The 20,372-nt window shown below is 69.4% G+C and carries 20 protein-coding genes, 1 pseudogene and 1 riboswitch; of the genes and pseudogenes, 6 read left to right on the forward strand and 15 right to left on the reverse strand.

What is annotated here, in order from left to right; all coding sequences use genetic code 11:
* Nucleotides 1-10: 10 nt before the first annotated feature.
* Complete coding sequence (locus AC07ZS_RS14635) at nucleotides 11-772, reverse strand: ABC transporter permease (protein ID WP_291116570.1); 762 nt, start codon at nucleotides 770-772, stop codon at nucleotides 11-13.
* A gap of 8 nt (nucleotides 773-780) precedes the next feature.
* The gene (locus AC07ZS_RS14640; protein WP_494799267.1) at nucleotides 781-1,743 is read right to left on the reverse strand and encodes an ABC transporter ATP-binding protein; all 963 of its coding nucleotides are present in this window, start codon (nucleotides 1,741-1,743) and stop codon (nucleotides 781-783) included.
* A gap of 55 nt (nucleotides 1,744-1,798) precedes the next feature.
* Here AC07ZS_RS14640 and AC07ZS_RS14645 point away from each other — a divergent pair, with 55 nt between their 5' ends.
* The gene (locus tag AC07ZS_RS14645) at nucleotides 1,799-2,893 is read left to right on the forward strand and encodes a PA0069 family radical SAM protein (RefSeq protein ID WP_494799268.1); all 1,095 of its coding nucleotides are present in this window, start codon (nucleotides 1,799-1,801) and stop codon (nucleotides 2,891-2,893) included.
* 7 nt (nucleotides 2,894-2,900) lie between these two features.
* Here the strand turns inward: AC07ZS_RS14645 and nadE are convergent, their stop codons facing one another.
* The 10 genes and pseudogenes from nadE to thiC all read right to left on the reverse strand — a co-directional run bounded on the left by nadE (nucleotide 2,901) and on the right by thiC (nucleotide 12,576).
* The gene (gene nadE, locus AC07ZS_RS14650; protein ID WP_494799269.1) at nucleotides 2,901-3,872 is read right to left on the reverse strand and encodes an NAD(+) synthase; all 972 of its coding nucleotides are present in this window, start codon (nucleotides 3,870-3,872) and stop codon (nucleotides 2,901-2,903) included.
* A complete protein-coding gene (locus AC07ZS_RS14655; protein ID WP_494799270.1) occupies nucleotides 3,872-4,126 on the reverse strand; it encodes an acyl carrier protein in 255 nt (84 codons plus the stop codon). The genes nadE and AC07ZS_RS14655 overlap by 1 nt, the downstream gene beginning before the upstream one ends.
* Before the next feature lie 41 nt (nucleotides 4,127-4,167).
* Nucleotides 4,168-5,685: a class I adenylate-forming enzyme family protein gene (locus AC07ZS_RS14660; protein ID WP_494799271.1), complete on the reverse strand. Its 1,518-nt coding sequence runs from the start codon at nucleotides 5,683-5,685 to the stop codon at nucleotides 4,168-4,170.
* Entirely contained in the window at nucleotides 5,682-7,622 is a 1,941-nt protein-coding gene (gene asnB, locus AC07ZS_RS14665) for an asparagine synthase (glutamine-hydrolyzing) (RefSeq protein ID WP_494799272.1), read from the reverse strand. Before asnB ends, AC07ZS_RS14660 begins: the two co-directional genes overlap by 4 nt.
* 30 nt (nucleotides 7,623-7,652) lie before the next feature.
* Nucleotides 7,653-8,777 (reverse strand): hypothetical protein, encoded by a 1,125-nt coding sequence (locus tag AC07ZS_RS14670; protein WP_494799273.1) that lies wholly within the window; start codon nucleotides 8,775-8,777, stop codon nucleotides 7,653-7,655.
* Between the two features lie 13 nt (nucleotides 8,778-8,790).
* Complete coding sequence (locus tag AC07ZS_RS14675) at nucleotides 8,791-9,060, reverse strand: acyl carrier protein (protein WP_494799274.1); 270 nt, start codon at nucleotides 9,058-9,060, stop codon at nucleotides 8,791-8,793.
* 10 nt (nucleotides 9,061-9,070) lie between these two features.
* Nucleotides 9,071-10,117 (reverse strand): 3-oxoacyl-ACP synthase III family protein, encoded by a 1,047-nt coding sequence (locus tag AC07ZS_RS14680; protein WP_494799275.1) that lies wholly within the window; start codon nucleotides 10,115-10,117, stop codon nucleotides 9,071-9,073.
* A gap of 124 nt (nucleotides 10,118-10,241) precedes the next feature.
* Nucleotides 10,242-10,454, reverse strand: coding sequence for an oxidoreductase-like domain-containing protein (locus tag AC07ZS_RS14685; protein WP_494799313.1), 213 nt, complete (start codon nucleotides 10,452-10,454; stop codon nucleotides 10,242-10,244).
* A 15-nt stretch (nucleotides 10,455-10,469) separates the two neighbouring features.
* A pseudogene (locus AC07ZS_RS14690) lies at nucleotides 10,470-10,697 on the reverse strand (DUF1653 domain-containing protein); the annotation flags it as partial.
* A 10-nt stretch (nucleotides 10,698-10,707) separates the two neighbouring features.
* Nucleotides 10,708-12,576 (reverse strand): phosphomethylpyrimidine synthase ThiC, encoded by a 1,869-nt coding sequence (gene thiC / locus AC07ZS_RS14695; RefSeq protein ID WP_494799276.1) that lies wholly within the window; start codon nucleotides 12,574-12,576, stop codon nucleotides 10,708-10,710.
* A gap of 117 nt (nucleotides 12,577-12,693) precedes the next feature.
* Nucleotides 12,694-12,808, reverse strand: a riboswitch (TPP riboswitch).
* 93 nt (nucleotides 12,809-12,901) lie between these two features.
* Between thiC and AC07ZS_RS14700 the strand changes: the two genes are divergently transcribed.
* Nucleotides 12,902-13,453, forward strand: a complete 552-nt coding sequence (locus AC07ZS_RS14700) for a glycine zipper 2TM domain-containing protein (RefSeq protein WP_494799277.1) — start codon at nucleotides 12,902-12,904, stop codon at nucleotides 13,451-13,453.
* Between the two features lie 33 nt (nucleotides 13,454-13,486).
* On the opposite strand, the gene AC07ZS_RS14705 is transcribed toward AC07ZS_RS14700, so the two are convergent.
* Nucleotides 13,487-15,499, reverse strand: a complete 2,013-nt coding sequence (locus AC07ZS_RS14705; RefSeq protein WP_494799278.1) for a spermidine synthase — start codon at nucleotides 15,497-15,499, stop codon at nucleotides 13,487-13,489.
* A gap of 65 nt (nucleotides 15,500-15,564) precedes the next feature.
* Here AC07ZS_RS14705 and AC07ZS_RS14710 point away from each other — a divergent pair, with 65 nt between their 5' ends.
* Both AC07ZS_RS14710 and AC07ZS_RS14715 read left to right on the forward strand, forming a co-directional pair.
* A complete protein-coding gene (locus AC07ZS_RS14710) occupies nucleotides 15,565-16,686 on the forward strand; it encodes an MBL fold metallo-hydrolase (protein ID WP_494799279.1) in 1,122 nt (373 codons plus the stop codon).
* 13 nt (nucleotides 16,687-16,699) lie between these two features.
* Nucleotides 16,700-17,305: a DNA-3-methyladenine glycosylase I gene (locus AC07ZS_RS14715; RefSeq protein WP_494799280.1), complete on the forward strand. Its 606-nt coding sequence runs from the start codon at nucleotides 16,700-16,702 to the stop codon at nucleotides 17,303-17,305.
* A 1-nt stretch (nucleotide 17,306) separates the two neighbouring features.
* On the opposite strand, the gene AC07ZS_RS14720 is transcribed toward AC07ZS_RS14715, so the two are convergent.
* The gene (locus AC07ZS_RS14720) at nucleotides 17,307-17,606 is read right to left on the reverse strand and encodes a hypothetical protein (protein ID WP_291116509.1); all 300 of its coding nucleotides are present in this window, start codon (nucleotides 17,604-17,606) and stop codon (nucleotides 17,307-17,309) included.
* 57 nt (nucleotides 17,607-17,663) lie between these two features.
* Nucleotides 17,664-18,314 carry a GntR family transcriptional regulator gene (locus AC07ZS_RS14725; protein ID WP_494799281.1) on the reverse strand — a complete coding sequence of 217 codons (651 nt, stop codon included), beginning with the start codon at nucleotides 18,312-18,314 and terminating at the stop codon, nucleotides 17,664-17,666.
* 113 nt (nucleotides 18,315-18,427) lie between these two features.
* Here AC07ZS_RS14725 and AC07ZS_RS14730 point away from each other — a divergent pair, with 113 nt between their 5' ends.
* Together AC07ZS_RS14730 and AC07ZS_RS14735 are read left to right on the forward strand one after the other, a co-directional pair.
* Nucleotides 18,428-18,961, forward strand: coding sequence for a TRAP transporter small permease (locus AC07ZS_RS14730; protein WP_494799282.1), 534 nt, complete (start codon nucleotides 18,428-18,430; stop codon nucleotides 18,959-18,961).
* Nucleotides 18,962-18,977: 16 nt separating this feature from the next.
* Nucleotides 18,978-20,267, forward strand: coding sequence for a TRAP transporter large permease (locus AC07ZS_RS14735; protein WP_494799283.1), 1,290 nt, complete (start codon nucleotides 18,978-18,980; stop codon nucleotides 20,265-20,267).
* Nucleotides 20,268-20,372 lie beyond the last annotated feature (105 nt).

Genomic DNA, 20,372 nt, shown 5'->3' on the forward strand with positions numbered 1-20,372 from the left:
TGGGCTCCCGTCAGCGGCGCAGCTTGTAGCCGGTGCGGAACACCCACCAGATGAAGCCCAGGCACAGCGCCATGAACACCAGGGTCATGCCCGTGCTCACGGCGATGTGCACGTCGGCCACGCCGTAGAAGGCCCAGCGGAAGCCGCTGATGAGGTAGACCACCGGGTTGACCAGCGAGACCGTCTGCCACAGCGGCGGCAGCATGTTGATGGAGTAGAACGCGCCGCCCAGGAAGGTCAGCGGCGTCACCACCAGCAGCGGGATCACCTGCAGCTTCTGGAAGTTGTCGGCCCACAGGCCGATGATGAAACCGAACAGGCTGAAGGTGACGGCGGTGAGCAGCAGGAAGCCGAGCATCCACACCGGGTGCGCGATGTGGTACGGCACGAACACGCGCGCCGTGAGCAGGATCAGCAGCCCGAGCATGACGGACTTGGTGGCCGCGGCCCCCACATAGCCCAGCAGCACCTCGATCCACGACACCGGGGCGGACAGCAGCTCGTAGATGGTGCCCGACCACTTGGGCATGTAGATGCCGAAGGAAGCGTTGGAGATGCTCTCGCTCAGCAGCGACAGCATGACCAGGCCGGGGATGATGAAGGCGCCGTAGGTGACACCGTCGATGTCGCCCATGCGCGAGCCGATCGCGGTGCCGAAGACGATGAAATAGAGCGAGGTGGTGAGCACCGGCGCGAGGATGCTTTGCGTGATGGTGCGGAAGGTGCGCGCCATCTCGAAGCGGTAGATGGCCTTGATGCCGTGGATGTTCAGACTCATGTTCAGGCCTCCTGCTTCTTGTGGACAAGGCTCACGAAGATGTCCTCGAGGGAGCTTTCGCTGGACTGCAGGTCCTTGAAGTCGATGCCCTGTGCGTGCAGCGTGCGCAGCAGCTCGGCGATGCCGGTCTCGTCCTTCTGGGTGTCGAAGGTGTAGGTGAGCGTGTGCCCGGCGCCGGTCAGTTCGAGCGGCCAGCGCGCCAGCGCCTCGGGCAGGCGATCCAGCGGGTGCTGCAGCGTGATCGTGAGCTGCTTCTTGCCGAGCTTGCGCATGAGCACGTCCTTGTCTTCCACCACGATGAGTTCGCCGCGGTTGATGACGCCGATGCGGTCGGCCATGTCCTCGGCTTCTTCGATGTAGTGCGTGGTCAGGATGATGGTGGTGCCGCGGTCGCGCAGCTCGCGCACCATGCGCCACATGTCGTGCCGCAGCTCCACGTCCACGCCCGCGCTGGGCTCGTCGAGGAACAAAATCTTGGGCTCGTGCGACAGCGCCTTGGCGATCAGCACGCGCCGCTTCATGCCGCCCGAGAGCGTGAGGATCTTGTTGTCCTTCTTGTCCCAGAGCGAGAGGTCGCGCAGCACCTTCTCGATGTAGACCGGGTCGGGCGCCTTGCCGAACAGGCCCCGGCTGAAATTCACCGTGGCCCAGACGGACTCGAAGGCGTCGGTGTGCAGTTCCTGCGGCACCAGGCCGATGGCCGCGCGCGCCGCGCGGTAGTCGCGCACGGTGTCGTGCCCGTCGGCGATCACCACGCCTTCGCTCGCGTTGGCGATGCCGCAGACGATGCTGATGAGCGTGGTCTTGCCCGCGCCGTTGGGGCCGAGCAGGGCGAAGATCTCACCCCGGCGGATGTCGAGATCGACGCGCTTCAAGGCCTGGAAACCGCCCGCGTAGGTCTTGCTCACGCCTCGCACGGACACGATGGGGTCGGCGGTACCGACCGCCTGGGAAGAAAGGGACATGGAGCCTCCTGAAGCGCCACACTCTAGCACTGTTTTTGTGTACAGTGGTCATCCCATGCCGAACGTCCACATTCCGATTCAGGCCATCAAGGGCCGGGGCATCAGCCACCAGCAGCCGCACCGCTTCCTGCGCGACGAACGCCAGGCGTTCGACGACGGCTGGGGCGCGCTGGACGACGCCGCTCAAGCCCGCGAAGGCGCGGCGCCCCCGGCCACCGAGGTGAGCTGGGAGGACTGCAAGAGCGCGATCACCAAGAACGACTCGCCCGACGTGGGCTTCACGCTCGGTCTCAACCCCTACCGGGGCTGCGAGCACGGCTGCACGTACTGCTACGCGCGGCCCACGCACAGCTACCTCAACCTCTCGCCCGGGCTGGACTTCGAGACCAAGATCATCGCCAAGCGCAACCTTGCCGAGGTGCTGCGGCGCGAACTCGCCAGCCCGCGCCACGTGCCCGGCCTGCTGGCCATCGGCACCGTGACCGACGCCTACCAACCCATCGAACGCGAGCTCAGGCTCACCCGGGCCGCGCTCGAGGTGCTGGCGCAGGCGAAACACCCGCTGGCCATCGTCACCAAGGGCAGCGGCGTGGAGCGCGACATCGACATCCTCGCGCCCCTGGCCGCGCAAGGCCTGGCGGCGGTCTACGTGACCATCACCTCGCTCGACGCCAGGCTGGCCCGGGCGCTGGAGCCGCGCGCAGCGGCGCCGCACCGGCGCCTGCGCATCCTGCGCACGCTGGCCGACGCGGGCATTCCGGTGGGCGTGAGCGTGGCGCCGCAGATCCCCTTCATCACCGACGACATGGAGCAGGTGCTTGAAGCCGCGTGGGACGCCGGGGCGCGGCGCGCCTTCTACACCGTGCTGCGCCTGCCGTGGGAGCTGAGCCCGATGTTCCGCCAGTGGCTGGACCTGCACTATCCGGACCGCGCCCTGCGCGTGATGGCGCGCGTGCAGGAGATGCGCGGCGGCAAGGACTACGACGCGGACTTCGCGCAGCGCATGCGCGGCAGCGGCATCTGGGCCGACCTGATCCGTCAGCGCTTCGACAAGACCTGCGCGCGACTGGGCTTCAACACCGAGCGCGAACCGCTGGACACCTCGCAATTCAAGCCGCAGGCGCTGCGCGCGCAGCAGGAGCTGTTCTGAACGGCCCTCAGCCCGGCAGCAGCTCCGGCGCGGCGGCGAGGTATTCGGTGGCACGGCGCTTGGCGCGGATGTCGTCGTACACGCGCTGCGCCTGGGCCGGCGTCATCTTCAGCGCGACCGCGAGCTCTTCGGCCGATCGGCCGTGTTCCAACGCCCACAGCGCAATGTCCATCTGCGCATAAGGCAGCGCGAAGTAGAACTCGTCCTGGCCCTGCGGCAGGGTGTAGGTGTCGGTGGTGGGCACGGCGTTGCAGATCGCGTCGGGCAGGCCGAGGTGGCGTGCCATGGCGTAGACCTGGGTCTTGTAGAGGTGCGCGATGGGCTTGAGGTCGGCCGAGCCGTCGCCGTTCTTCACGAAGAAGCCCTGGTCGTATTCCAGCCGGTTGGGCGTGCCCACCACGGCGTAGTTGAGCCGGTCGGCGTGGTAGTAGTCCATGGTCTTGCGCACGCGCTGCTTGAAGTTCGTGGCGGCCACGATCTGCAGGTACTCACGCAGCGGCAGGCGCACGCTTTGCTGTTCACCGTCGGGCGACTGCACCACCAGCTTGAAGAAGTTGATGCCACCTTCCACACCGCCGGCGATCACGATCTTGTTTTTCCAGCCTTCGCTGTACGCGGGCACCACGCGGCGGATGGCCTCGTCGCGCTGCTGGTAGCAGCCCAGGGCTTCCAGCGCGGGCGCGATGTCGTGCACCTGGTATTCGATGCCGAGATGCTCGGCCAGCTGGCGGCCGCGCTCGGTGCTGAAGCCGCTGGAGTCGCGCTCGGGCAGCAGCAGGCCGAACACCTTCTTCGCGCCCAGCGCGCGCACGGAGAGCGCGGCGCACACCGAGCTGTCGATGCCGCCGCTGATGGCCACCACCAGGCCGCGCCGGCGCAACTTCTGCGTGAGCACCTGCGGAATCCACTGAGAGATGCGCGCGAGCTCGGCCTCGCAGTCCAGCGCCAGGGACTCCGGGCCCAGGGGCACGGCGCTCATCAGGCCGCCCCTTGTTTGCGCTGCACGAAGGCTTCGATGGCGTTCAGCGAGTCCAGGTTCTCCGGCACCATCTCGTCGTCGCCGATCTTGAAACCGTGGGTCTCTTCCAGGTGCGCCACCAGTTCCAGGAAACCGGTGGAGTCCAGCACCTGGTGCTCGAGGAAGGAGTCGTCGTCGCTGGGCGAGACGGCGCCGGCGCCGAGCAGGAAGTTCTCTTCGATGTAGCGCCGCACGTCGGCCTTGATGGTGCTCATGGATGGGGTTCCGTTGGTTGCAAGGTTGAAAGAAGAAAACGTCAGGCCAGGTCGCGCCGGCGCAGCTTGCCGGATTCGGTGAGCGGCAGTTCGTCGACGAAGGCCACGGTCTTGGGCGCCATCCAGCTCTCCAGCCGGGCCAGGCAGTGGCGGATGACCTCGCGTTCGCTCAGCGTCGCGCCCTCGCGCAGGCGCACGAAGGCTTTCACCGCCAGGCCCAGGCGTTCGTCGGGCGTGCCGATGACGGCGGCCTCGCGCACGCCGGGCAGTTCGCAGATGGCGTGTTCCACCTCCAGCGGGTAGACCTTCTCGCCACGCGACTTGAACATGTCGTCGGTGCGGCCCACGCAGTAGAGCCAGCCGTCGGCATCGCTGCGGAAGACGTCGCCGGTGCGCAGGGTGTGCTCGCCCGGGCACGGGCCGGGCGCGAGGCGGCTGGGCTGGCCGGCGGGCGCGTTCCAGTAGCCCACGCTCACGTGCGCGCCGCAGACCACGAGTTCGCCGGTGCTGCCGTGGGGCAGGCGCTGGCCGTGCTCGTCTTCCAGCCAGTGTGCCTGGTGCGGGATGCCGCGCCCCACGCTCTCGGGCCGGGTGTCCACTTCCTCGTGCGGCAGGTAGCTCGCGCGCATGCATTCGGTGAGGCCGTACATCAGGAGCAGCCGCGCGTTCGGCAGGCGCTCGCGCAGTTGCGCGGTGTGCGCGGCGGGCAGGGCAGCGGCGGCATTGGTGATCAGGCGCAGCGCGCTCAGGTCGTGTGCGCTCAGGTCCAGCGCGAGCAGGCTGGCCCAAAGCGTGGGCACGCCAGGGAACACGGTGACGCGCTGTGCCGCGAGCCGCTGCAGCAGCCGCATGGGGAAGGCGGCGGTGTTCTCCAGCACCAGCGTGGCACCGATGCCCAGGCCCATAAGCACGTGGTACAGGCCGTAGCTGAAGGTGGGTGGCAGGGCCAGGCCGATCACGTCGTCGTGCGCCAGGTGCAGGTAGGCCTGCACCGCGCGCCAGGCCGCGAGCATGTTGGCGTGGCTGAGCATCACGCCCTTGGGCACGCCGGTGGTGCCCGAGGTGTAGAGCAAGGTGGCGAGATCGCCGGCGTTGCCGGGTCCGTCGCAGACGGCGGCCATGGCGGCGGGTTGCGGCCAGGGCTGGGCGGCGGTGTCGCCCTGGGCCCACACCAGGGGGGCGGTTGAAAGACCGGCCCACGCCGGGGCCAGCGAGGCCTGGGTGAGCAGGGCGCGCGCGCCGGTGTCGGCCAGCACGTGGGCGAGTTTGGCGGCCTTGGTCTGAGGGCCCAGGGGCACCACCACGGCGCCCAGGCGCCACACCGCGTGCAGCGCGGCCACGTAGTCCACGCCGCTGTCGAGCAGCAGCACCACGCGCTCGCCCGCGCCGATGCCGGCCGCGTGCAGCGCGTTGGCGACGCCGTTCACGCGCTCGTTCAGCTCGCGGTAGCTGACCTCGCGGTCGGCTGCGACCACGGCGGTCTTGTCGGGCACTTCGAGGCAGCGCGCATCGAAGGCGCTGTGCACGAAGGGGCCGGGCAGGAAGGCGAGTGCGCTCATGCCAGCTCCAGCGCCGGGGTGGCGGGCCGCACGAACTGTTCGTGCAGCAGCTGGGTGGAGAGCACGCCCACGAAGGCCATGTTGTCGGCGAAGCCGATGGCGCGGCCGGCCGCGCACTTGGCGCTCAGTCGCGCCACGGCGGGCGCGTCGAACAGGCCGGCGTCGCGCACGCGGGCCTCGCTCAGCAGCTCGGCCACCCAGGGCAGCGGCTTGCCGGCCTCGAAGAAGCTGGCGCTGTCGGGCGAGCGGTAGGGCTGCTTGGTGCGGCGGCCGATCTGCGGCGGCAGCTCGTGCGCGAAGGCCTCGCGCAGCAGCAGCTTTTCGCACAGGCCGCGCATCTTCAGGCGCGGCGGCAGGCGGGCGGCGAAGGCGATCACGCGCGGGTCGAGGAAGGGGTAGCGCCCTTCGATCGACGCGGCCATGGCCATGCGGTCGCCCTGCGCGGCCAGCAGGTAGCCGCTCATGAGCGTGTGCGCTTCCACGTACTGGTCGCGCGCCATCGGCAGCCACTGGTGGAAGCGGTCGGGCAGGCGCGCGCGCAACTGGGCGGCGGGGTCGTGCCGCGCCAGGGCCTGCTGCTGCTCGGGCGTGAAGAAGGCCCAGGCGCGCCGCGTGGTGGACAGGCGGGTCTGGTGCGCGAAGACGGCGTCGTCGCCGGGCACGGTGCTGTCGGTGAAGAAGCGCTGCGACATCGCGTTGGAGCCGCCGGGCGAGCGCGCCAGCCAGGGGTAGAGCCGCTCGACCACGCGGGCGCGGCGCGGCGAGTCGGGCCGTTGCGCGACGAAGCGGCGGATCTTCGCTTCCTTGAACAGGTCGTAGCCGCCGAAGACTTCGTCGGCCCCTTCGCCGGTGAGCACCACCTTGTAGCCGGCGGCGCGCACGCTGTCGGCCAGGCGCAGCATGGGCGTGGGGGCGGTGCGCACCAGCGGGGTCTCGGCATGCCACACGGTGCGCGCGAACTCGGCGGCGATGTGGTGCCGGCCGCAGCCGATGGACGAGTGCTGCGTGTTCAGGTGCCGCACCATGGCCTGCTGGTGTTCGCTTTCGTCGAACTCGGCGTCGTCGAAGGTGAGCGAGAAGCTGCGCAGCGGCGTGTCGGTGTGGCGGCGGATGATGGTCGTGAGGATGGACGAGTCCAGCCCACCGCTGAGGTAGGCGCCCACCGGCACGTCGGCGCGCAGCTGCAGGCGCACCGCGTCCACCAGCAGGGCGTGCAGCTCGTCGGCCAGCGCGCCTTCGTCCACCGGTGCGAAGGGGTCGGTGACGGGGAAGTCCCAGTCCCACCAGCGCGTGAGCGTTTCGCCCTGTGCGTCCACCGCGAGGCAGTGGCCGGGCGGCAGGCAGTGGATGCCTTCAAAGGCCGAGTGCGGTGCGAGCGGCGCCCACCAGCCGAAGGTGGCGGCCAGGCCGGCGGGGTCCAGCCCGCGCGGCACCTCGGGCAGCGCAAACAGCGCCTTGGCTTCGGAGGCGAACGCCAGCCGCGGGCCCACGCGGGTCCAGAACAGCGGGCGGATGCCCACGCCGTCGCGCGCCAGCAGCAGGCGTTGGCGCCGGCCGTCCCACAGGCCGAGGGCGAACTGCCCGTTCAGGCGCGAGAGAAAGGCGTCGCCCCAGGCCTGGTAGGCCTGCAGCAGCACCTCGGTGTCGGAGTCGGTGACGAAGCGGTGGCCGGCCTGGCGCAGTTCTTCGCGCAGTTCGATGTAGTTGAAGATCTCGCCGTTGAAGACCAGCTGCACGCGCCCGTCGGCGCTGCCCATGGGCTGGGCACCGCCTTCGGGGTCGATGATGGCGAGCCGGGCGTGGGCCAGGCCGATCGGGCCGTCGACCCAGGTGCCGCGGCCGTCGGGGCCGCGGTGGCCCAGCGTGCCGATCATGGCGTCGAGCTCGGCCCGTTCAGGGGCACGCCGGGGGCTGAAGAGGCCAGCGATGCCGCACATGGTCAGGCCTTTTCGGCGGTGTGTGGCGGCTCAGAGCGCATCGCTGTCGTCGCTCGCGTCGGTCAGGCCCCAGCGCGCCTTGGCCAGCCGTTTGGCCAGGGCCGGGTCGCGCGATTGCACGCCGCACAGGCGGCCCTCGTCGCCGCGCGAGGGCAGGAAGCCCGCACGCGTGGCCACGCGCTGCGTGGCGCTGTCCTGCAGGTTCAGGCGCACGCAACTGCAGCGCCGGGCGGCGGCTTCGCGCACCGCGTCGTGCAGCAGGCCGAGCAGGGTGGCGTCGCTGTCGTGGTGCCAGTCGATCACGTGCAGTTCGGGCCGACCGCAGTCGTCGGTTTCCATCGCCCAGGCGATCAGGCCCACAACCTTGCCCTCGCGGCGCGCCACGCGCATCACGAGCGGGCGCCGGGGGTTGCCCAGCAGGCGCTGCTGCAGGTAGGCGCTGTCGTGCCGCAGGTGCACGCTGGTGGGGTCGGGGGTGTCGGGCACCGCCAGTGCCGGGTCGAGCCGGGTGGTGTTTTCCAGCGTGAGGCCGCGCGGCCGGTGGCGGCGCAGCGCCAGCCGCCGCAGGGCCAGGCCGCCATTGGCCACGCGCATGGCCAGGGGCAGGCCGGCCACGGCCGGCCAGCGCCGACGCACGAAGGGCGCGAGGTCCAGCGGGTGCGTGAAGGTCAGGCGCGAGGGCAGGGCCTCGAACATGCGGCGCACGATGCCGGCAGAGTTCTGGTTGGCGCCCACGGCGAGGGTGAAGTCGTACCGCGCGAGCATGGCCTGGTTGAGCCAGATGCCCAGGCCGGACTCCTGCGCCTCGGGGCGCACCAGCAGGTCCATGACCTGTGCGCCCGCGAGCGCCTGGCCGTCGTGCTCGACGCGCAGTTCTTCCACACCGATGATGGCCAGCAGGCGGCCCTTGGCGCGCAGGCACCACAGGTCGCCGAAGCCGCCGGCGGCGCGCCCGAGCCGGTAGCGCCAGCGCAGGTAGGTGTCGTCGTCCCAGCTGCCGTTGAGGTGCTCACGGCGCAGCGCGATGACGTCGGGCAGGTCGGCGAGCAGGGCCGGGTTCAGGCCGAGCTGCAGCGCCGTGGCGTCCAGCCCCAGGCTGCGCGCCACCAGCCGGCCGAGCTTCTCGTGCTCGGGCAGGCGGGGGGCGGGCGCCACGGAGCGCCGGACATCAGGCGTTTTCACTCAGCACCCCGTGCACCTTGAGGAAGGCCAGCACATCGCCGATGCGGGTCATCTCGCGCGAGACCTCGGCGGTGAGCTCGATGCCGAAGCGCTCGTCCAGTTCGGCCATCAGCATGAGGGCGCCCATGGAGTCCCAGTCGTCGATGGCGTCGCGCTCCAGATCGGCGTGCACCTCCTCGACGGGCAGGTTGAAGCACTCCGCGAGCATGGCGAGGGCATCGCTCACGGAGACCTGGGTCTTGGCTGGTTCGCTCATCGGTTAAACCTCAATTCAATGACGACAGGCCTTCGCCGTCGTCGTGCAGCAGCACGGTGCGGTCGTCGATCTGGATCATGGCCGCGCCCCATGACAATCCGACGCCATAGCCCAGCAGCATCCAGTGCAGCCGCTGCCCCGGTGCGGGCGGGGCGAGCCGGCGCGTCATCGCCACGGCCACCGAGGGGCCGCCGCAGTTGCCGCTGTCCTCGATCGACATCGGCACCCGATCGTCCGGCAACCCGCTTTTCTTCATCAGGTGTTTCATGATGAAGCGGTTGGACTGGTGGAACACGAAGGCGTCCACGTCGGCCACGGCCTTGCCGGCGAAGGCCAGCGTTTCGGCAATCAGTGGCGGGACGCGCTTGATGGTGAAGTTGAAGATGGCCGCGCCGTCCATTTCCAGGAAGTGGTGGCGCGGGTTGGCGGGCTCGCGGTCGCGGAAAGCGCCGCCGCGCAGGATCAGCCCATTGGCGCCGCTGCCGTCGGTGTGCAGCACGAACTGGCCGCCGGCGCCGGGTGTGTCGTCCAGTTCCAGCGCGGTGGCCGAGCCGGCGTCGCTGAACAGCAGCACGGTGGCCTGGTCTTCAGGGCTCACGAAGCGGCTGGGCGTTTCGCCGTGCAGCATCAGCACGCGCTGGTGGCCGCCGGCGCGCAGCATCGCGGCGGCGATGTACAGGCCGTAGGGGTAACCGGAGCAGCCCAGGCCGACGTCGAACGCGGCGCAGCTGTCGGGCAGGCCCAGGCGCTGCTGCAGCAGGCAGCTGGTGGAGGGCAGGAAGTGGTCGGGCGTCTGGGTGACGAAGATCAGCGCGCTCACCGTGTCGGGAGCCCAGCCCAGGCGCTCCATCAGCCGCGTGGCGGCGCGAAAGCACAGGTCGGCGGAGGTGATCGACGGGTCCACCACCCGGCGCTCGCGCACGCCGGCCATGGCCACCACCTTGCGCACGTCTTCCGGCGGGAAGCCCAGGGCCGGATCGAGGTTGTCCACGACCATCGGAGGCAGGCACGTGCTGATGCCTGCGATGCGGAAACCGCCGATGTTCGATTGGCTCACTCGATTTCCCTTGTTGAATCGGTCGCGTCCCGGGCGCGGAGTCCGGGCGCTGGTTGTGTACCCCGGCCAGTATACGGAAGGGCCCCGGGCCGAGGCGCCGCCCGGGCCCGGGGCCGGTCAAATGTCACAAAAGGCGGGCCAGCGCGTCCTCCCGCCAGTGGTGAAGGGCGGTGTAGAAACCCTCCCAGACGCAGCCGTTGCAGCCGCGCCCGCAGCAGGTGTCGGGCTCGGGCGGCGGCGGGCGCAGGGCGCTGTCCAGGTCCAGGCCCTGGCGCTGCGCCAGGCCGCGCAGGTGGGCGACGAGCGCCTGCGCGGTGGGCAGATCGGCCAGCGGCACCAGGCCCGGGTCGTGCCGCGTGAAGCGCGGCTGCTCACGGCCCTCGAACGCGCCCACCTCCGCGAACATCGCCGCCGGCCGCACCCACAGGCCCCAGCCGCCGTAGAGCGCGCGGTACAGGGTCATGCCCTGCAGGGTTTCGCTGCAGCGCACGGTGTCCAGCACCTCGTACCAGCCGCCCTTGTAGTGGCGGTACAGGCCGGGCGGCGTGGGGTTCAGCGGGGGCAGGTCGTCGTCGGTCATGGTGAGAAGTTTAGGCGCCGGCCTTGATCGGGATCGACGGCACCGGCACGTAGAACTCGCCGCCGGCGGCCTTGAACTCGGCCGACTTGCCGGCCATGCCCTGTTCGGCGTAGTCGCGCACGTCCTGCGTGATCTTCATCGAGCAGAACTTCGGCCCGCACATGCTGCAGAAGTGGGCTTCCTTGCTGCTGTCCTTGGGCAGGGTCTCGTCGTGGAAGTCGCGCGCGGTGTCCGGGTCCAGGCCGAGGTTGAACTGGTCGTGCCAGCGGAACTCGAAGCGCGCCTTGCTCATGGCGTCGTCGCGCGCTCGGGCACCGGGGTGGCCCTTGGCGATGTCGGCCGCGTGCGCCGCGATCTTGTAGGCGATCAGGCCCTGCTTCACGTCGTCGCGGTCGGGCAGGCCCAGGTGCTCCTTGGGCGTGACGTAGCAGAGCATGGCCGTGCCCATCCAGCCGATCATGGCCGCGCCGATGGCCGAGGCGATGTGGTCGTAACCCGGCGCGATGTCGATGGTGAGCGGGCCCAGGGTGTAGAACGGCGCTTCGTGGCAGCGCTTGAGCTGCTCGTCCATGTTGGCCTGGATCAGGTGCATCGGCACGTGGCCCGGCCCTTCGATCATGGTCTGCACGTCGTGCTTCCACGCGGTCTGCGTGAGCTCGCCCAGGGTCCTGAGTTCGGCGAACTGGGCCTCGTCGTTGGCGTCGGACGCGCTGCCGGGGCGCAGGCCGTCGCCGAGCGAGAAGCTCACGTCGTAGGCCTTCATGATCTCGCAGATCTCGTCGAAGTGCGTGTAGAGAAAGCTCTCCTGGTGGTGCGTGATGCACCACTTGGCCATGATGGAGCCGCCGCGCGAGACGATGCCGGTGCGGCGGTTCGCGGTGAGGTGGATGAAGGGCAGGCGCACGCCGGCGTGGATGGTGAAGTAGTCCACGCCCTGTTCGGCCTGCTCGATCAGCGTGTCGCGGTAGATCGCCCAGGTCAGGTCTTCGGCCACGCCGCCCACCTTCTCCAGCGCCTGGTAGATCGGCACTGTGCCGATGGGCACCGGCGAGTTGCGCACGATCCAGTCGCGCGTGGTGTGGATGTTGCGGCCGGTGGAAAGGTCCATCACGTTGTCCGCGCCCCAGCGGATCGCCCACACCAGCTTGTCCACTTCCTCCTCGATGCTGGAGGTGACGGCGGAGTTGCCGATGTTGGCGTTGACCTTGACCAGGAAATTGCGCCCGATCGCCATCGGCTCCACCTCGGGGTGGTTGATGTTGGCCGGGATGATGGCGCGGCCGCGCGCCACCTCGTCGCGCACGAACTCGGGCGTGATGATCTCGGGGATGCGCGCGCCCATGGGGTTGCCGCGCAGGCGCGCCTCGCGCGCCGCATCGCCCAGGTACTCGGCCATCCATTCGCGCTGGCCGTTCTCGCGCACGGCCACGTACTCCATCTCGGGCGTGACGATGCCGCGGCGCGCGTAGTGCATCTGCGTCACGTTCAGGCCGCTGCGCGCGCGGCGCGGCGCGCGCTGCAGGCCGGTGGCGGAGGCGCGCAAGGCCTCGATGCGTTCGGCATCGCGGGCTTCGTGTTTCACGCCGTCGTCCAGCGCCTGGCGCGCGCGGCCGGCATAGGTTTCGGTGTCGCCGCGCGCGGCGATCCACGCGCCGCGCACGTCGGGCAGGCCGCGTGTCACGTCGATCGCGGCCGTCGGCTCCGAGTAGGGCCCCGAGGTGTCGTAGACCACGACGCGCTCGCCGTTGGTGAGCGCGATCTCGCGCATGGGCACGCTCACGCCGGGCTGCTGGCCGCTCACGTGGATCTTGCGGGAAGCGGGAAAGGGCTCGCGGCTGAGGGCGAGGGACGCGGTGGGGATCTTGTCGGGGGCATTCATGGTGGCGGTCTCCGGTTCCGGTGGATGGGCATGGACGAATGCTCCGGAGGACCGCCCCAGTGACCGCGTGCGCAGGCGCCGCCCTTCCGCAGGGGGAAGGGCCGCACCCGCATGCCGCCGTGGGGCATGCGCTCTTCTTTCGCCGGTACTAACCGGATCAAGTTCACGGGTTCGGCCGTCAAGCCGTCTCAGCGCCGGACCCTTTCGAGTCCGTGCACCCCGGAGCAGGGCAGAGTGTACGCGGACACGCTTTGTCACAAGAACACGACAGAACAGCGATAGATTGCCGCGCAAGATGGATTCCACAGAAAGGCAGGATGCAAACATGGACAAATCAATGATGAAGGGCCTGGTCGTCGGCGGGCTCGCCACGGTCGTCATCGGCGCCAGCGGCGTCACCGGCTACCAGACGCTCATGAAACCCAAAGTCGCCGAGGTTGTCGAGGTGAAGGAAGTCATGGCCACAGTGGTCACGCCGCGCGAGCATTGCGAGGACGTGACGGTGCAGCGGCAGGCGCCCGTGAAGGACCAGCACCGCATCGCCGGCTCGGTGATCGGCGGCGTGGCCGGCGGCCTGCTGGGCAGCACGATTGGTGGCGGCAGCGGCAAGACGCTGGCGACCGTGGCCGGTGCCGCGGCTGGCGGCTACGCCGGCAACCAGGTGCAGAAGAACATGCAGCAGAAGGACACGGTCGCTTCGGTGGAGCGGCGCTGCAAAACCGTGAACGAAAAGTCGCAGAAGCTCAGCGGCTACCAGGTGACCTACCGCCTGGACGGCAAGGACGGCACGGTGCGAACCTCGTTCAAGCCCGGCGCGACGCTGCCGGTGAAGGACGGCCAGGTCGTGACCACGCCGCCGCCCGACGCGAAGTCGTGAAGCCGGCGCCGCGCATTTGAAAAAGAATGCAACTCAGATCAGGATGTCGAACAGGTTGGAGAAGGTGTCCGTCCACGGCCGGAAACCCGGCCGGGGCTGCAGCACCTGAGCGCCCTGCAAGACCGGCGGCAGGTTCGCCGCCTGTGCGGGGTTGACGAACACCACCCACGAGGAGCGCCGGCAGAACGGGTCGCCATGGCCCGAGGGCAGTTCCAGCAGCAACGCCACCTTGCCCATGTGCTGCGCGGCCGAGGCCATGACCGGGCGCAGGTCCAGGTAGGTGTTGGTGATGTGCACCGCGAGCAGCCCGTCCGGCCGCATGTGGCGCTGGTAGGCCTGGAAGGCCTCGAGCGTGAGCAGGTGGGTGGGAATCGAGTCGCCTGAAAACGCGTCCATGGCCAGCAGGTCGAAGGCCTGCGGGGGCTCGCCCTCCAGCATCAGGCGGCCGTCGCCCAGCACGGGCACGGTGCGCGCCGCGCTGTCGGCCAGAAACGTGAAATGCCGCCGCGCCAGGTCCAGCACCTGGTCGTTGATCTCGTACAGGCGCATCTCGTCACCCGCGCGGCCGTACACCGCGAGCGTGCCCGCGCCCAGGCCCACCACGCCCAGCTTGCGCGGCCGGTCGGTGGGCAGGCTCAGCAGCGCGCGGCCGATGCCGGTGCGCTCGCAGTAGTAGGCGGTGGCGCGCCTGGGGTGGTTCAGGTACTGCTCGCCGTGCGTGATGCTGCCGTGCACCATCTTGCGCACCGGGCCCAGGCCGTCTTCGTCCACGCTCTCGTCGATGCGCGTCTGGCTGTAGAAGTTGCGCACCACCTCGGTGTAGCCCCGCACATCGTCCAGCGAGAGGCTGGCCAGGCGAACGCCGTAGAACAGCAGGGCCAGCAGCAGGGCGCCGCGCCAGCGCCAGCGCAGCCCGGGCCAGAGCACCCGCACCATCAGCAGCGCGCACAGAAACAGGCCCAGCGGCAGCTCGAAGTAGGCGTTGAAGGCCACCGGCGCGACCAGGCCGACGAACAGGCCGCCCAGCGCGCCCCCCACCGAGAGCATCAGGTAGAACAGCGTGAGGTGGCGCAGCGGCGGGCGCCGCCGCACCAGCTCGCCGTGGCAGACCATGCAGAACACAAACACCGCCGCGCACAGCAGGGCCACCAGCACCGGCACGTCCAGGCCCTGGTTCATCGCGACATCGAGCGCCAGGAAGGCCAGCGGCAGGAGACCCAGGAAGAGCGGGCGCACGTAATAGCGCGGCGCGTCGAAACACAGGATGAAGCTCAGCAGGTAGAGCGCCAGCGGCAGCACCCAGAGAAAGGGCACGGGCGCCACGTCCTGCGTGAGGTGTCGCGTGATGGCCAGCAGCAGCATGGAGGCGGTGGCCGCCAGGCCGACCCACAGCAGGCACTCGCGCCAGCTCGGGCGGGGCGCGTCTTCGAGCGGTGCGGTGTGGGCGGTGGCGCCGTTCTGCCGCCGCACCGTGTAACCCGCCGTGGCCACGCAGACCAGCACGAACAGCGCATAACCGGCCGACCAGACCCAGGCCTGCGGTGTCACCGCCAGCGCCGGCTCGACCAGCACCGGGTAGGACAGCAGCGCCAGCATGGACGCCAGGTTGGACAGCGCGTAAAGCCGGTAGGGCTGCGCGCCCCGGGCCAGGAAGGCGCGCGCGTACCAGGCCTGCATGAGCGGGCCGGTGGTGGACAGCAGCAGGTAGGGCACACCCACGGTGGTGGCCAGCACGCCGAGCACGCTCCAGGTCGGGTGGGCCTGGGCGTCGAGTTTCCACGAGGGGTCGGCCACCACCGGCAGGGTGGCCAGGCTGATCAGCAGCAGCGCGCCGTGCACCCAGGGCTGGCGCCGGGGGCTGAGCTTCTCATGCACCAGGTGCACATAGGCATAGCCCAGCAGCAGCTCCACCTGGAAGAACACCATGCACAGCGTCCAGACCGAGGACGAACCGCCGAACCACGGCAGGATCATCTTGGCCACGATGGGCTGGATCTGGAACAGCAGGAAAGCGGACAGGAAAACCGTGGCTGCGAACAGAGGCATGGTAGTGTGGTCCTGGTCGGCGGGATGCCGGAGTATGGCCGGGCTCGCGCGAAAGGAGTGACCCCATGAACAGTTTTGGCAGACGGGCGCAGGGCGAGCGCCTGGAGCGCATGCGCGCTTCGCCCCGGTGGGACGGCACGGGTTTTCGCAACGTGCACCCGGTGCTGCCGGGGCTGCGCGACCCTTCCGTGCCCCGGCCCACGCTCAAGGAATTCCTCAGCGCGGGCGACCGGCGCCTGCCGGGCGCCGCACTGCCTTCGCTGGACCCGCGCGAGCGCTGGGGCCGAGCGGCCCAGAGCGGCCTGCGCGCCACCTGGCTGGGGCATTCCACGGTGCTGATCGAGATCGACGGCCACCGGGTGCTGACCGACCCGGTGTGGGGCACGCGCGCCTCGCCGTTCCGGCTGCTCGGTCCCAAGCGCTTCCAGCCCGTGCCCTTGCGGCTGCGGCAGATGCCCGAGGTGGACGTGGTGGTGATCTCGCACGACCACTATGACCACCTGGACTACCCCACCATCCGCGCGCTCGCGCGGCACAGCCGCGTGCCCTTCGTCACCTCGCTGGGCGTGGGCGCGCACCTGCAGGCCTGGGGCGTGGCGGCCGAGCGCATCACCGAGCTGGACTGGTGGGACAGCCACCGCGTGCCCGGCACCGGCATCACGGTCACGGCGGCGCCGTCGCAGCACTTTTCCGGCCGCAGCTTCAAGGACCGCAACGCCACGCTGTGGTCGTCGATGGTCATCGCCAGCGAGCGGCACCGCGTGTTCTTCAGCGGAGACACCGGCCTGACCACCGAGTACGCCGAGATCCGCGAGCGCCTCGGGCCGTTCGATCTGGTCATGCTGGAGGTGGGTGCCTTCCACCCCGCCTGGGGCGACATACACCTCGGGCCGGCCAATGCCCTGAAGGCGCACGCCTTGCTGGGCGGTGGGGCTTTTCTGCCGGTGCACTGGGGCACTTTCAGCCTGGCCATGCACGCCTGGGACGAACCGGTGGAGACCTTGCTGCAACTGGCGCAAGGGCAGGGCACGCCCTTGCTGATGCCCCGGCTGGGGGAAGCCGTGGAGCCGGCCCACCTGGAGGTGGTGCTGCCCTGGTGGCGCGCGCTGGGCGCCGGCCAGGAGGCCCCAAAGGTGCCCGACGGGCCACCGGCCCTGCAGCGCGACCTGCCCTGGCCCCTCGATTGAAGAAAGCCCCTCCATGAACACCACCGTTGACGGCCCCGACGGCCAACCCCGTTGCCGCTGGTGCGCCGCCGCGCCCGAGTTCTTCGCCTACCACGACCGGGAATGGGGCTTCCCCGTGGACGACGACCGCCGGCTGTTCGAGAAGCTGTGCCTGGAGAGTTTCCAGTCGGGCCTGAGCTGGCGCACCATCCTCGCCAAGCGCGAGAACTTCCGCGCCGCCTTCCACGGCTTCGACTTCAACCGCGTCGCCCGCTTCACGCCCAAGGACGTGGAACGCCTGTTGGGCGACGAGGGCATCGTGCGCCACCGCGGCAAGATCGAGGCGGTGATCAACAACGCGCAGCGCGCGCAGGCGATGGTGAAGGCCGAGGGTTCGCTGGCGGCGTTCTTCTGGCGCTACGAACCGGACGAGGCGGAGCTGGGTGAGCCACAGACGGTTTCCACCTCGGAAGCCTCCGTGCGCCTCTCGAAGGATTTGAAGAAACTGGGCTGGGCCTTCGTCGGCCCGACCACGGTGTTTGCCTTCATGCAGGCCATGGGCCTGATCAACGACCACGCCGAGGCTTGCGTGGTGCGTGCGCAGGCCGCGCAGGCGCGCCGGCGCTTCAAGCGGCCCTGATTCAGAGCGGGTCGGCCAGCAGCTTGGAAAGGGCCGCGATGTTGGCCGCGCTGGGCACCTGGGGCTTCATCTCGTCCTCTTCGGCCGTGGCGTTTTCGTGCGCCTGGATCGCATTGACCATGGCGTACTGGTTCTCCCATGACAGCGTCTTGCCTTCGGGGCAGAGGTCGCGCACGGTGCCGAACCAGTAATAGCCGTCCTTGCCGCCGAACAGCGCGTCGATGCCGCCGGCATCGCCCGGCTTGAGGCCATGGGCGGCCAGGATGAGCTTGAGCTTGTGGTGCGAAACGGAATACTGCATGGGGTAAGCGCGGGGTGAGGGGTCGGCGATTGTACTGAAGGCCCGCCGCCCGCGCTGTCACGCGATGCCGCAGGCCAGCAGGTAGCGCGGCTCGTTTTCCAGCACGTGGCCGCGCAGCAGGGTGCTGGCCTTTTCGGCGTCGTGGTCTTCCACCGCGTCCACCAGCACCTGGTGGCTGGAGACCGCGTTGCTGATGGGCGAGCGGTGGCGCAGCGCGGTGAGCTGGTAGCGCAGCAGCTCGTAGCTGGCGCGCAGGTAGTGGTTGTCGCAGCTCTCGAAGAAAGCCTGGTGGAAGCTCATGTCGATGCGCGCGAGCGCGGGCAGGTCCTTCGCGCGCTCGGCGGTCTTCATCTCTTTCACGCACTGCGCCATGCGCTGCAGCAGCTCGCGCGGGTGGGACTGCATGGCCTCGCGCAGCGCCTCGGTCTCCACCATCGCGCGGAACTGCAGCAAATGCGACAGCTCCTGCGGCGAGAGCGTGAAGACGAAGGTGCCGCGCTGCGGGTGGATCTCCACCAGGCCCTCGCTCTTGAGCCGCAGCAGGGCCTCGCGCACCGGCGTCTTGCTCACGCCCATGCGCTGGGCCAGCTGGGCTTCCGACACCTGCTCGCCGAGCTTGAGGTCGCCTTTGACGATGGCCTCGCGCAGCCGCTCGGCGACCACGTCGGTGAGCAGTCGGGGGCGTTGCAGTTCCAGGGCGGTGTTCATGGGGTGGTCGGTCTCGTGTGGCGAAGAGTATAGGGTTATTGCTGATTTAACATCTGAGATATCAGATACCATGGCGGCCGACACGTCAAGCTGAGCAACCCGGAGACATTCACGTGAGTTCACCGCCCGCCCCTTCCTCTCCCGCGCACCCGTTGGCGCACGCCTTCCTCGCCGCCAACCGCTGGGTGCTCATCGTGCTGCTGGGGGTGATGGCCGCGCTGGTGATCGGCAACGTGTTCGCGCGCTACGCCTTCAGCCATTCCTTCACCTGGGTGGAAGAGGCCACGCGCTACATGATGATCTGGGCCGCCTTCATCGGCGCCGGCCCTGCGCTGCGCGTGGGCGGCCACATCGCCATCGACACGCTGCAGGCCTCGGTGCCGCTGCCCCTGGCGCGGCTGCTGCGCGTGCTGATCGTGGCCATCGTCGCGGCCACGCTGGTGACGCTGGTCTGGCTGGGCATCGAATACGTGGAGTTCGCCTGGTACCAGGAGTCGCCGGTGCTGGGCTGGTCGCTGGGCAAGGTGTACCTCGCGCTGCCGCTGGGCGCGGCGCTGATGCTGGTGCACCTGGCGATGGTGGCGCGGCAGTGGATCGTGCTGGGCGAGTGGGACCGGGTCGAAGGTTTCGACCCGCAGGCCCTGTGAAGCCGGAGGGCCTGCGATGACGACGGTTCTCGGTCTGGTCTTTCTGGCGCTGATGGTGATCGGCGCACCCATTGCCTTCGCGATGCTCATCGCCGGCCTGGTCGCGGTCTGGCTCAAGCCCGGCCTGTCCTCGCTGGTGGTGATGCAGAACCTCTTCAGCGGGCTCGACAGCTTCCCGCTGATGGCGATTCCCTTCTTCATCCTCGCCGCCGAGCTCATGACGGGCGGCGCGCTCACCGACGTGCTGCTCAAGTTCGCCGCGCGCCTGGTGGGCATGCGCCGCGGCGGCCTGGGCCACGCCAACATCCTCACGCTCACCTTCTTCTCGGGCATCAGCGGTTCGGCGCTGGCCGATGCGGCGGGCCCCGGTGCCATGCTGATCAAGATGATGCGCAAGGCGGGCTACAAGGATTCGTATGCCGCCGCGCTCACCGCGAGCACCGCCATCGTCGGCCCGATCATCCCGCCCTCGATCATCATGATCGTCTACGCGATGACCGACAACAGCGTGAGCATCACCGGCCTGTTCCTGGCCGGCGTGGTGCCGGGCTTCCTGATCGCGCTCTCGCTGATGGTGGTGAACCACATCGTGAGCGTGCGGCGCGGTTACCGCTCCTCGCCCGAGCTGCTCGACCCGGCACCGCTGCTGCGCCTGTTCTGGCGCGCGCTGCCGGCGCTGATGCTGCCGGTGATCATCCTGGGCGGCATCCACCTGGGCATCTTCACGCCCACCGAGGCCTCGGCCGCCGCCGTGCTCTATGCGCTGCTGGTGGGCCGCTTCGTCTACGGCACGCTGCGCATGGACATGCTGCCTGCCATCCTGTTCCGATCGGCGCTGATGACGGCCTCCATCCTGTTCATCGTCGCCACCTCGGCGGTGTTCGCCTGGGTGCTCACCGTGGGCCAGATCCCGCAGACCATGGCCGCGTGGATCGCCGGCATGGCGCTCTCGCCGATCGAGCTGCTGATCGCCATCAACGTGCTGCTGCTGCTCGTGGGCATCTTCATCGAGCCCTTGCCGGGCGTGATGATCATGGTGCCCATCCTCGGCCCCTTGGCCGAGGCGGCCGGGTTGAACTCCCTGCACTTCGCCATCGTGGTCATCGTGAACCTCACGCTGGGCATGGTCACGCCGCCGGTGGGCGGGCTGCTGTTCGTCACCTCCGCCGTCTCGGGCGTTCGCATGGGCCCCATGGTGCGCGAGATGGTGCCCATGCTGGTCGCGCTGTTCACCGTGCTGATGCTGCTCACTTTCGTTCCCGCGTTTTCCACCTGGTTGCCCGGCGTGCTCGGCTACCAACACTGACCCTCAGAACCACCCTAGAAGGAGACTTCCCGTGAAGATTCATCGCAAGCACTTCCTGGCGGCCGTGGCCCCCGTGCAGCGGGCCGGTCGGGTTGGCCGAGACGA

The sequence above is a fragment of the Hydrogenophaga sp. GW456-12-10-14-TSB4 genome, assembly GCF_059424305.1.